9 protein-coding genes are annotated in these 11783 nt (G+C 70.6%); 7 read left to right on the top strand and 2 right to left on the bottom strand.

What is annotated here, in order from left to right:
• Positions 1-229: 229 nt before the first annotated feature.
• From NMN56_RS38780 to NMN56_RS38765, 4 genes are all read left to right on the top strand, one after another.
• A complete protein-coding gene (locus tag NMN56_RS38780) occupies positions 230-403 on the top strand; it encodes a Trm112 family protein (protein ID WP_274047310.1) in 174 nt (57 codons plus the stop codon).
• 45 nt (positions 404-448) lie between these two features.
• Positions 449-1663: an SIS domain-containing protein gene (locus tag NMN56_RS38775; RefSeq protein WP_274047309.1), complete on the top strand. Its 1215-nt coding sequence runs from the start codon at positions 449-451 to the stop codon at positions 1661-1663.
• A gap of 197 nt (positions 1664-1860) precedes the next feature.
• Positions 1861-3066 carry a mannose-6-phosphate isomerase, class I gene (manA, locus tag NMN56_RS38770; protein ID WP_274047308.1) on the top strand — a complete coding sequence of 402 codons (1206 nt, stop codon included), beginning with the start codon at positions 1861-1863 and terminating at the stop codon, positions 3064-3066.
• Positions 3067-3105: 39 nt separating this feature from the next.
• Positions 3106-4092, top strand: coding sequence for a cation diffusion facilitator family transporter (locus NMN56_RS38765; RefSeq protein ID WP_274047307.1), 987 nt, complete (start codon positions 3106-3108; stop codon positions 4090-4092).
• Between the two features lie 287 nt (positions 4093-4379).
• Here NMN56_RS38765 and NMN56_RS38760 read toward each other — a convergent pair whose 3' ends face one another.
• On the bottom strand, positions 4380-6749 hold the full coding sequence (locus tag NMN56_RS38760) for a fructose-specific PTS transporter subunit EIIC (protein ID WP_274047306.1): 2370 nt from the start codon (positions 6747-6749) through the stop codon (positions 4380-4382).
• Positions 6750-7134: 385 nt separating this feature from the next.
• On the opposite strand from NMN56_RS38760, the gene ahcY reads away from it, so the two are divergent.
• Positions 7135-8595, top strand: a complete 1461-nt coding sequence (gene ahcY, locus NMN56_RS38755) for an adenosylhomocysteinase (RefSeq protein WP_274047304.1) — start codon at positions 7135-7137, stop codon at positions 8593-8595.
• 104 nt (positions 8596-8699) lie between these two features.
• Positions 8700-9314 (top strand): hypothetical protein, encoded by a 615-nt coding sequence (locus NMN56_RS38750; RefSeq protein ID WP_274047303.1) that lies wholly within the window; start codon positions 8700-8702, stop codon positions 9312-9314.
• 37 nt (positions 9315-9351) lie between these two features.
• Here NMN56_RS38750 and NMN56_RS38745 read toward each other — a convergent pair whose 3' ends face one another.
• Positions 9352-10305, bottom strand: coding sequence for an RDD family protein (locus NMN56_RS38745; RefSeq protein WP_274047302.1), 954 nt, complete (start codon positions 10303-10305; stop codon positions 9352-9354).
• A gap of 113 nt (positions 10306-10418) precedes the next feature.
• Between NMN56_RS38745 and NMN56_RS38740 the strand changes: the two genes are divergently transcribed.
• Entirely contained in the window at positions 10419-11426 is a 1008-nt protein-coding gene (locus tag NMN56_RS38740; protein WP_274047301.1) for a stage II sporulation protein M, read from the top strand.
• The last annotated feature ends 357 nt before the right edge of the window (positions 11427-11783 follow it).

The raw sequence follows: 11783 nt of genomic DNA, 5'->3' as shown, positions 1-11783 counted from the left end.
GATCTTGCCCGGGCTTTTCCGTACCATCCGGCCGTGCGGGTACGGCGGCAGCGGGGCGGCACCAGAGCGGTCCGGGCACGACGCGTCCGCGACGGACGGCCGGCCAGGACAGCCCGGTCGGACGCCGCGGACGCGCCCAGCCCGGACCGGTCTCCTCGGTGGCACGGTGCCGGCCCCCCGGCGGTACCCTGACCGCACAGTCAGCCACGCCCCGCCCTGGAGGAACCCCATGCCGCTCGAAGCCGGTCTCCTTGAGATCCTCGCCTGCCCGGCGTGCCACGCGCCGCTCCGCGAAGAGGGCGACCAGCTGATCTGTACGGGCGGCGCGGAGTGCGGTCTCGTGTACCCGGTGCGTGACGGCATCCCCGTCCTGCTCGTGGACGAGGCCCACCGCCCCGACTGACCCCGGAAGGGCTGCACACCGCAGCCGAAACGGAGGCAACGGAAGATGCTCGACGAGTCGCTCCTCGAAGCGCCCGAGGCCCTCGCCCGCGCCGACGCGCGTGGCCTCCTGCGCGGCGCAGCGGGAGCGGGGGCCCGCGTCAGGACAGGACTGCGGCACGCCACCGAGGCGGGCCTCGACAAGCTCCAGCCCGAAGGCCGACCCCGTGCCGTGCTCGTCGCGGGGCCCGGGCCGGCGACCGCCTGTGTCTCCGACCTCCTGGGCGCCCTCGCCAACGGCGCCGTGCCCGTCACCCGGCTACGCCCCACCGGCGATCTGGCCGCTGCCGGTGCGCTGCGCTGGTCGCTGCCCGGCTGGGCCGGCCCCGTCGACCTGCTGCTGCTCGTCACACCCGACGGCACCGAGCCCGGCCTCGCCGCGCTCGTCGACCAGGCGTACCGCAGAGGCTGCACCGTCGTGGCCGTCGCGCCCTCCGGAGCACCGCTGGCCGACGCGATCGGTGAGACGCGCGGCCTGGCCGTACCCCTCGCGCCGGGCCCGTACGACGCCTACGAGTCGCCCGACACCCCCGAGCAGCCCGGCGGCCTACCGGGCCTCCGGGAACAGGGCCCCGTGCAGCTGCTCGCCGGGCAGCCCGTCGGTGCCCCCGGCGTCTTCTGGGCGCTGCTCACACCGCTGCTCCTGCTCATCGACCGGCTCGGGCTGGCACCTAGCGGCCCTACGGTCATCCAGTCGCTCGCCGAACGCCTCGACCACGTGGCCGAGCGCTGCGGCCCGGCCATCGCGACGTACAGCAACCCCGCCAAGACCCTGGCCGCCGAACTCGCCGGTGCGCTGCCCCTGTTGTGGAGCGAGGGCGACATCGCCGGCGCCGCGGCGCGGCACTGGTCCGCCACCTTCGCCGCGCTGCCCGGCAGACCGGCGCTCGCCGCCGAACTGCCCGAGGCCATAACCGCGCACGGGGCCCTGCTGGCGGGCGCCTTCGCCGCCGGGGCCGACCCGGGCGACTTCTTCCGCGACAGGGTGGACGAGCCCGAGTCCCTGCGTGCGCGCGTCGTTCTGCTCCGTGAGGGTGCGCCGGGCGGGGACTCGGCGGCTGTGGCGGCCCGCGATCTCGCCTACGCCAACGACACGCCTGTCAGCGAACTGGAACCGGCCGAAGGCAGCAACTCACTGGAAGCGGCGGCCGAACTGATCGCCACCGCCGATTTCGCCGCCGTTTACCTCGCGCTCGCCGACAGCGACTCACCTTGGGCGTGAGCGCCGCGACCGGACCGGACCCCGGCCCGCGCTGAACGGGCCCTGGCCCGCGTTGAGCAGTACCCCCGACCTCGTCAGGTAAGAGCCGAGCAGCACCCCGAACCCCGTCGGACAAGAGCCGAGCAGCACACCGAACCGGCCAGGCAAGAGCCGAGCAGACCCCGAACCCGTCAGGCAGGACAGGAAACGCACATCCCATGGATCGTCTGGAGAACACCGTCCGGCCCTACGCGTGGGGCTCCACCACCGCCATCCCCGAACTCCTGGGCGAGGAACCCACGGGCGAGCCCCGTGCGGAGATGTGGATGGGCGCACACCCGGGCGCACCGTCCCTCGTCGACAGGGGAGCGGGCAGCACGCCGCTCTCGCACGTCATCGCCGCCGACCCCGAGGGCGAACTCGGCACGGCCGTCGTCGCGGCGTACGGGCCGCGGCTTCCGTTCCTCCTCAAGCTGCTCGCCGCCGCGTCACCGCTCTCCCTCCAGGTGCACCCGGACAACGACCAGGCCGCGCGGGGCTTCGCCGACGAGGAGGCCAGGGGGGTGCCCCTCGACTCCCCTGAACGCAACTACAAGGACGCCAGCCACAAGCCCGAACTGCTCTGCGCGCTCACGCCGTTCGAGGGACTGTGCGGTTTCCGGCACCCCAAGGAGGCCGCCACTCTCCTGGAGCGCCTCGGCGTCAACGCCCTGAAGCCGTACGCCGACATCCTCCGCGCCCGCCCCGAAAGCGAGGCCCTGCGCGAGGTGTTGACCGCCGTACTGACGGCCGACAGGGACGAGACCGCCGAAACCGTGGAGGAGGCCGCCGCAGCCGCGGCCGGTATCGCTGCCGAAGGCGGCCCCGGCAGCGGGGAGTACGCCGCCTACGCCGGCATCGCGCACCACTACCCCGGCGACCCCGGTGTGCTGGCCGCCATGCTGCTCAACCACGTCAGCCTCCGTCCCGGAGAGGCCCTCTACCTCGGCGCCGGCGTCCCGCACGCCTACCTCAGCGGCCTCGGCGTCGAGATCATGGCCAACTCCGACAACGTCCTGCGCTCCGGGCTCACCCCCAAGCATGTGGACGTGCCCGAACTGCTCCGGATCGTCCGCTTCGAGCCCGCGGATCCGGACATCCTGCGGCCCGAGGCCGAGCCCGGCGGAGAGGAGATCTACGACACTCCCGCCGGCGAGTTCCGGCTCTCCCGCCACACGCTCGTACAGGGAGCCGAACCCCGCGTCCTCGAAGCGCCGTCCGCGCAGATCCTGTTGTGCACGGCAGGCGCGGTCCGTCTGCGCCAGACCGGCCCCGAAGGCACCGAACTCGCCCTCTCTCCAGGGCATTCCGCCTACGTCCCAGCAGGCGAGCGGGTTCAGGCCAACGGTGAAGGTACGCTCTTCCGCGCCACAGTGGCCGTCTGACCCAGCGGCTGCCCCACAGGAGGAAGGGACACTCAACGCGTGAGTGCATCAGGCGGAACGAAGGCGATTGTCGCCGCGCTGGGCGCGAACATGGCCATCGCCGTGGCCAAGTTCGTCGCAGCGGCTTTCAGCGGCTCGGCCTCGATGATGGCCGAGGGCGTCCACTCGGTCGCCGACTCCGGCAACCAGGCGCTGCTTCTGCTCGGCGGCAAGAAGGCCAAGCGGGAAGCCAACGAGGAGCACCCGTTCGGATACGGCCGCGAACGGTACATCTACAGCTTTCTCGTCTCCATCGTCCTGTTCAGCATCGGCGGTGTCTTCGCGCTCTACGAGGGCTACGAGAAGATCAGCCACCCCCACGCCGTCGAACACTGGTACTGGCCGGTGGGGGTCCTCGTCTTCGCGATCATCGCCGAGTCCTTCTCCTTCCGCACGGCCATCAGGGAGTCCAACGAGGTACGCGGCTCCCTGAGTTGGGGCCAGTTCATCCGCCGCGCGAAGGCGCCCGAACTGCCCGTCGTCCTCCTGGAGGACCTCGGCGCGCTCGTCGGCCTCGTCCTCGCCCTGGGCGGTGTCGGCCTGGCACTGCTGACGGGCGACGGCGTCTGGGACGGCGTGGGCACCATGTGCATCGGTGTGCTGCTCGTCGTCATCGCGATCGTGCTCGCGGCCGAGACGAAGTCGCTGCTGCTGGGCGAGTCCGCCGACCCTGTCGAACGCGGCAAGATCCACGAGGCCCTCGTGGCCGGCGAAACCGTCACCAGCGTCATCCACATGCGCACCCTCCACCTCGGCCCCGAGGAACTGCTGGTGGCCGCGAAGGTCGCCGTTCAGCACGACGACACCGCGGGGGAGATCGCCGAGGCCATCGACGCAGCCGAGAAGCGCGTCCGCGAGGCCGTGCCCATCGCACGCGTGATCTACCTGGAGCCCGACATCCTCCGTACGCCCGTCCAGAAGAAGACCGACGGAGCCCCTGCTGCTCCCGGGTCCTCAGAGTCCTCCGGGTCCTCCGGGTCCGATTGACCGGTCACGGTAGCTCTGCCGTACGGAGTCGCTTACGGCGGTCCGTGCGGCGTATGAGACATCCGTACGAGACATGCCGTACGCGGTGTCTCGTACGCGGTGCCCCATACGGGGCAAGCGGTACGAGTGACGGCGTACGCCACGGCCCGCCCCCGCACACTGCGGAGGCGGGCCGTGGCTTGTCCGTTCGCTGCTCGTCGTCGCCTGTCACCCGTCGTCGCCGGGGCCGTCGCCTGGGCCGGATCGATCCGTGGCAAGGACCGTGGCAGGGACCGGCACGTGGACCGTCAGCCGATCTCCGAGAGCAGCGTGAGTACGGCGTCCTTGCCGGAGGCTTCCAGCAGCCGCTGCCGGAACTCCCCGTCCATCAACTTCCGTGACAGCAGCGCCAGAATGCGCAGGTGCTCGTCCCCTGCCGCCGCCTCCGGCACGGCGATCATGAACACCAGCCGGGCCCTGGTCCCGTCCAGCGCGCCCCACTCGATGCCCTCGGGCGCCCGCGCGAACCCGACGACCGGCGCCGTGACGGCGTCCGTCTTGGCGTGCGGGATCGCGATCTCCTCGCCGAGCCCTGTGGTGCCCTGCGCCTCACGGTCCAGCGCGGCACGCACCAGCGCGTCGGAGTCCGCCACGCTGCCGCTGCGCGCGAGCAGTTCGGCCATCTCCCGGATGGCGGCTTCCTTGTCCGCGGCGGCGAGCCGCTCGCTCACGGTCCGCGCCGTGAGGTACCCGGACAGCGCGCTGCCCGTACGACCCGCGTCGCCGCCGCTTCCCCCGCTGCTGTCGTGGTCGCTTTCGTGATCGTGGTCGCCCGGCGTCGGCGTCCGCGCGGTGCCGTGCTGTTCGGACGGGGGCTGCGGCTGACCGGCGTCGGCGCCTTCCGCCCCCTCGCCAACGGGCTTCCCGCTCTCCACCGCACCGGCGGCAGCGGACCCGGTGTCAGGAGCAGCGGACTCCGCCTCAGCTGTCCCGCCGGCACCCGGCCTCGACTCCGTGGCCACTGCCCCGGCAGCCGCCGGCCCGGCGCCCGCTGCCGAGACGGAAGCCGCCTCCGGTTCCGCCTTAGCCCTCGTACCCGCTGAGACGGACGCGGCACCGGCACCGGCACCGGCGCCCGCTCCGGCTCCGGCAGGTGCGTCACGCCTCGCGCCTATGGTCATCAGTCCGGCCGTTGCCAGACCGGTCACCGCGGCGCCCGCGACGACCGCCACGAAGAAGAGCGCGACCCCGTCGATCGCCCCGAGCACCGCGACGATCGGTCCACCGTGCGGAACGTTGTCCCCGATCGAGGCCAGTCCCGCGATCCCGCCCGCGACCGCGCCACCCAGCATGTTGGCCGGAATCACCCGGGCCGGACGGGCCGCGGCGAACGGGATCGCGCCCTCGGTGATACCGAAGAAGCCCATGAACAGCGCGGCGTACCCCGTCTCCCGCTCCTGCGCGGTGAACATCCTGCGCCGCAGCAGCGTGGCGAGCCCCTGGCCCAGCGGCGGTACCGGAATGGCGGCGGCGCACATCCCCATCACCTCGGGGCTCTTGGAGACCAGCCCGGCCCCGAACAGGAACGCCGTCTTGTTCACGGGGCCGCCCATGTCGAAGGCGATCATCAGCCCGAGCAGTACGCCCAGGAGCGCGGCGCTCGCCCCCGTCATCCCGCCCAGGAAGTCGGTCAGGTTCTCGAAGACCCAGGAGATCGGCCGCCCGATGACGTAGATGAAGAACAGCCCGAGCGCCGACGTCGCCACGATCGGGATCACGATGATCGGCATGATCGGCCGTATGAAGCGGGAGACCGGAACCATCTTGATCCAGCGCACCAGATACCCGGCGAGGAACCCGGTCACGATCGCCCCGATGAAGCCGGCGCCCGACTTGGAGTCGTACAGCTCACCGGTGTTGGCGATCCAGCCACCGATCATGCCCGGCACCAGCGCGGGCCTGTCCCCGATCGCGTAGGCGATGTAGCCGGAGAGGATCGGCACCATGAGCGTGAAGCCGATGGTGCCGATGTCGTTGACGTGCTTCCAGAAGCTCCCGTCCGGAATGACCAGCCCGCCGTCCGCCTGCGGGTCGCCGCCGAGCGCCAGCGAGACCGCGATCAGCAGCCCGCCGACCACCACGAACGGGATCATGTAGGAGACGCCGTTCATCAGCGCCTTGTACCCGACGCTCCGCTCCCGCCCACCGGCTCCCGCGGAGCCAGCGGGCATCGCGCCGTCCCCGTTCCCGCCGTCACTGTCGCCCCCGCCCGGGCCACTGTCGCCGCCGTGGGCAGCGGCGGCCGAGGCGCCCCGGTACACGGGCGCCTCCCGTACCCGGTCGATGAGCCCGCCCGGGTCGCTGATGCCCTCCGAGACACCGACGACGAGCAGCCTCTTGCCTTCGAACCGGCTCCGGTCGACGTCCTTGTCCGCGGCGATGATGATTCCGTCAGCGGCTCTGACATCGTTGTCGGTCAAGACGTTCTCGGCGCCGATGGACCCCTGGGTCTCCACCTTCATGGCGACACCGCGCGCCTCGGCGGCCTGATCCAGCTTCTCGGCCGCCATGTACGTATGGGCGATACCGGTGGGGCAGGCGGTGACGGCGAGCAGTTTCAGCCCCGTCTCCGGTGGCGGGACCACCGCACCGTCGCGGGGGTCGGCAGGACTGGTCACGTAGGAACTCCTTGATCGGCCGTACTGCGTGGGGGAAGCGCTCCCTACAGGGGCGAGGGGTGCGCGCAAGGCACCGAATCAGCCGTGCGCTGCGAAGCGCAAGCGGCCGAAAACCGCCCCAGTGTCGCCCTTGCCGTCACCCGAGGCAATCCGTTCGACTGGACGGGCGGTGTAGATTCGTAGAGCACAGACGTCGCTGCTGATGGCGGTCGGGCGGTCCGTTCCGCGGGCCACCGAGGGAGAGAGGGCCTCCGACGGACTGAGCTGCGAGCAGGGGACGAGTGTGTCCGGAGAACATGTGCGCTCAGCACGACAGGCATGCTCACCTCCCGCGCCGCAGCACGGACCAGCCAGCCATATACCTCGACATCGAGGAGCAGCTCGTATGACCACGACCTCCACGAACGGCCAGGACTTCAAGGTCGCTGACCTCTCACTCGCGGCCTTCGGCCGCAAGGAGATCTCGCTGGCCGAGCATGAGATGCCCGGCCTGATGGCGATCCGCAGGGAGTACGCCGCAGACCAGCCCCTGGCGGGTGCCCGCGTCACCGGTTCCCTGCACATGACCGTGCAGACCGCGGTGCTCATCGAAACCCTCGTCGCCCTCGGCGCAGAGGTCCGCTGGGCCTCCTGCAACATCTTCTCCACCCAGGACCACGCCGCCGCCGCGGTGGCGGTCGGCCCGAACGGCACCCCGGACAACCCCCAGGGCGTCCCGGTCTTCGCCTGGAAGGGCGAGAGCCTGGAGGAGTACTGGTGGTGCACGGAGCAGGCCCTCACCTGGCCGAACGCCGCCACCGGCGGCCCCAACATGATTCTCGACGACGGCGGTGACGCCACCCTCCTCGTCCACAAGGGTGTCGAGTACGAGAAGGCAGGCAAGGCCCCCTCGGTCGACACCGCCGAGAACGACGAGCACCGCGTCATCCTTGAGGTCCTCAACCGCACCCTGCGCGAGAGCCCCCAGAAGTGGACGCAGCTCGCCTCGGAGATCCGCGGCGTGACCGAGGAGACCACCACCGGTGTCCACCGCCTGTACGAGATGCACCAGGCGGGCTCGCTGCTCTTCCCGGCGATCAACGTCAACGACGCCGTCACCAAGTCGAAGTTCGACAACAAGTACGGCTGCCGCCACTCCCTGATCGACGGCATCAACCGCGCGACCGACGTCCTCATCGGCGGCAAGACGGCCCTCGTCTGCGGCTACGGCGACGTCGGCAAGGGCTGCGCCGAGTCCCTGCGCGGCCAGGGCGCCCGCGTGCTGATCTCCGAGATCGACCCGATCTGCGCGCTCCAGGCAGCCATGGACGGCTACCAGGTCGCGAGGCTGGACGACGTCGTCGACACCGTCGACATCTTCGTCACCACGACCGGCAACAAGGACATCATCATGGCCTCGGACATGGCCAGGATGAAGCACCAGGCCATCGTCGGGAACATCGGCCACTTCGACAACGAGATCGACATGGCCGGTCTCGCGGCCATCGACGGCATCGTCAAGGACGAGGTCAAGCCGCAGGTCCACACCTGGACCTTCCCGGACGGCAAGGTCATCATCGTGCTGTCCGAGGGCCGACTGCTCAACCTGGGCAACGCGACCGGGCACCCCTCGTTCGTGATGTCCAACAGCTTCGCCGACCAGACGATCGCCCAGATCGAGCTGTTCACCAAGCCGGAGTCGTACCCGACCGACGTCTACGTGCTGCCCAAGCACCTGGACGAGAAGGTCGCACGCCTCCACCTCGACGCGCTCGGCGCCAAGCTGACGACGCTCCGCCCGGAGCAGGCGTCCTACATCGGCGTCCCGGTCGAGGGCCCGTACAAGCCGGACCACTACCGCTACTGATCCGCCCAGATCCAGCGGCCGGAAGCTGACCCGGTCCCAGGCCCCCGCCCTCGGGTGGGGGCCTGGCCGTATCCCCGACCGCATCCCACCCCCGGACGACGACGATGCCCCGCGGCCGATATTCGCTCCACGATCCGCACGATCACACCCCCCTCGGTGAAGAGCACTTCCACTGCGCCACCGGCCCCTCCGGCTGGCGCTACGTCTCCCAGCTGACCACCCCCTCGGGCGAGCACGCGGGCTCCGTCGACCTCACCCTCGACGAACTCGGCCGCCCCCTCAGACTCCAACTCCACGCGGCCAGTTGGCAGGTCAAGGGCGCCGCACTGGACGGCGTCACCTGGGTCCGCACCGACCCCAGCGGCGTACATGCCCAAGAGGGCAACGTCGCCGCACACTCCTTCACCGGAGCGTCCCCCGCGTTTCTTGTCGCGACCGCGCGGCTCCTGCGTCCGGCCCCCGGCGAAAGGGCCACCCGCGTCCGCCTCGTCGCACTCACACCCCCCGTCCTCGCTCCCCGTACTCTCGACCAGTCCTGGGCGCTGCTGGACAGCGAAGCACACGCCACTGACAACGGCCCGCTGACCGTGGAGAATTACCAGGTCAACGACCTGGAGACGGGGGAGCAGCACGCCGTCCACCTCGCCGGCGACGTGGTACTGGCGGCCCCGGGGATCGAGCTGGAAGACCTCGAATCCCCACCCTCGACGTTTCCCTGAGCCCGACACCTGAGCCCTCAAGCCCTGGGCGAGAGCCCTACGTCGGTGGCACGAACCCGGTGCGGCGCTGCGGAGGCCCGCTCTCCCCACCGTCTGCCGGCTCGACCGTCCCGGGTGCGACGGCGCCCCGCGCCGGCACCCCGCCGGACGGAGCCTCCGCGGGCGCCTGCCACCCGCCGTGCCCCGCCTCACCGGCCGCCGTACCAGGCCGGATCTCCGCAGGGCCGTTGAGATCGGCGGGCGGCCCGGAGAAGGCCCGCCGTGCGTCCCTCGCCTGCCGTTCGGCCACCACCCCCGCCAGATAGACGGCCGCCGTCATGCCCTCGGGCGCCGGCGCCCCCGTCCAGGCCCGTACGTCTTCCGCCAGCCGCTCCGCCATGGACCGGCTCACCCCCGGCTCCAGCTGCCCGGCGCGCATCAAGTACTGCCGCACAGCGAGCCACAGCCCGTCAGGCACCCGCGAGAGGTCCACCTCGCTCAACTGTCCCGCGAGCCAAGGAGGCGGAGGCGGCACCGACAGCCCCCGCGGCACAGGTACCCGCTCCCGTACGACCAGGGTCCCGGCGAACACGTCTCCGAGCCGCCGCCCCCGCTCCGACACCAGCGAGGCGACGCAGGCGATCACTCCGAAGAGCAGCTGGATCTCCACCACGCCGATCGCCCCGCGCACCAGCGCGTGCCGGAACCGGATCGGCCCGCCGTCCTCCCGTACGACCCGCAGCCCGGCCGCCAGCTTCCCCAGCGACCGCCCGCCACTCAACGTCTCCACCGCGATCGGCGCGCCCACCAGCACCAGCAGGAACAGTCCCACCTGCACGGCAGCGAGCGCGGCGGCGTCGAGCGAGGCCGTTGCCATCAGCAACGCCAAGGACAGCAACAGATAGACGGTCCAGGCCAGTAGGAGGTCTATGAGGACTGCCAGCCCCCGGCTGGGGAGCCGCGCGGGCCGCAGCCCGAGCACGACAGCGTCCCCCGTGACAAGCTCGCTCACCGCGCACTCTCCCTCGTATCGGCCGCTCGATCATGCCTTGCCCCAGGCATGACTGACAGTCTCCCAGTACTCCTGCCCCACCCCGGATGCTCGCCATCTGCCAAGCTCTCCCCATGGACCTGGATGTCTTTGTCTCGGCCCACAGCGCCGAGTGGGACCGGCTGGACGCACTGCTGCGCCGCCACCGCCGCCTGTCGGGCCAGGAGGCGGACGAGCTTGTCGCGCTCTACCAACGCACGTCCACCCACCTCTCCCAGATCCAGTCGAGCGCGCCGGACCCCGCCGTCACAGGCCGTCTCACCAGCCTCGTGGCCCGTGCACGCAGCGCCGTCACAGGAGCACGTACGTCCTCATGGCGCGACGCCGCCCGCTTCTTCACCGCGGGCTTCCCGGCGGCCGTCTACAGATCGCGCAACTGGTGGGTACCGACAGCGCTGCTCTCCGTCGTCCTGGCCGCACTCATCGCCTGGTGGGTCGGCACCCACCCAGAAGTCCGCTCCACCATCGGCGCCCCCGACCACCTCCGCGAGATGACCCGCCCCGGCGGCCAGTACGAGACGTACTACTCCAGCCACCCGGCCACGTCCTTCGCGGCTCAGGTATGGACGAACAACGCACAGGCGGCTGCCATCTGCCTCGTCTTCGGCGCCCTACTGGGCCTCCCGGTGCTGTGGGTCCTCTTCCAGAACGTGCTCAACCTCGGCATCGGCATCGGCCTCATGGGGTCCGCAGGACGGCTCGACACCTTCCTCGGCCTCCTGATCCCGCACGGCCTTCTGGAGCTGACCGCGGTCTTCGTCGCCGCCGGCACAGGACTGCGCCTGGGATGGACGGTGATCGACCCGGGCCCCCGCAGCCGCCGAACAGCCCTGGCGGAAGAGGGGCGTTCAGCCATCGGCATGGCCATCGGCCTGGCTGCCGTCCTCCTCGTCTCCGGCGTCATCGAAGGCTTCGTCACCCCCTCCGGCCTCCCCACGTGGGCCCGCATCCTCATCGGCATCGCGGCCGAACTGGCCTTCCTGGCCTACGTGTACGTCGTGGGACGACGAGCGGCACATGCCGGAGAAACAGGGGATGTGGCGGCATCAGACCGGCCCGCCGGGGTACCCGCAGCTCCGTGATGTGCGAGCACCGCCCGGAAGCTGCTACTGTCCTCTTCGCCCCGGAAAACCGTTGACACGGAGGACCGCGGGCAGTAGATTCGAACAGTTGCCTAGAGCTGGACGAGCTCGGCAGCAACAGTTAGTCTCTTACTCGCTTCGAAACGAAATCCGGAAACGGAATTCAAGATGAAGCACTCCGAACTTCTAGCAGATTCAGTCTGATAGAGTCGGAGACACCGAAAGGGAAAGCCCGGAGGAAACCCGGAAGGGAATCCAAAGGAAGCGTCCGTTCTTTGAGAACTCAACAGCGTGCCAAAAGTCAACGCCAGATATGTTGATACCCCGACCTGCCAGTTGATCTGGTGGGTTGAGGTT

The sequence above is a fragment of the Streptomyces iconiensis genome (assembly GCF_028657195.3).
GTDB classification, from domain to species: domain Bacteria; phylum Actinomycetota; class Actinomycetes; order Streptomycetales; family Streptomycetaceae; genus Streptomyces; species Streptomyces iconiensis.
Note: the sequence above shows the minus strand (reverse complement) of the source record. Positions and strands in the feature narration are given on the sequence as shown.

Bases quoted from the DNA above. Each gene is read 5' to 3' on its own strand.
- ahcY (WP_274047304.1), top strand. From the start codon at position 7,135: ATGACCACGACCTCCACGAACGGCCAGGACTTCAAGGTCGCTGACCTC.
- NMN56_RS38750 (WP_274047303.1), top strand. From the start codon at position 8,700: ATGCCCCGCGGCCGATATTCGCTCCACGATCCGCACGATCACACCCCC.
- NMN56_RS38775 (WP_274047309.1), top strand. From the start codon at position 449: ATGCTCGACGAGTCGCTCCTCGAAGCGCCCGAGGCCCTCGCCCGCGCC.
- NMN56_RS38780 (WP_274047310.1), top strand. From the start codon at position 230: ATGCCGCTCGAAGCCGGTCTCCTTGAGATCCTCGCCTGCCCGGCGTGC.
- manA (WP_274047308.1), top strand. From the start codon at position 1,861: ATGGATCGTCTGGAGAACACCGTCCGGCCCTACGCGTGGGGCTCCACC.
- NMN56_RS38740 (WP_274047301.1), top strand. From the start codon at position 10,419: ATGGACCTGGATGTCTTTGTCTCGGCCCACAGCGCCGAGTGGGACCGG.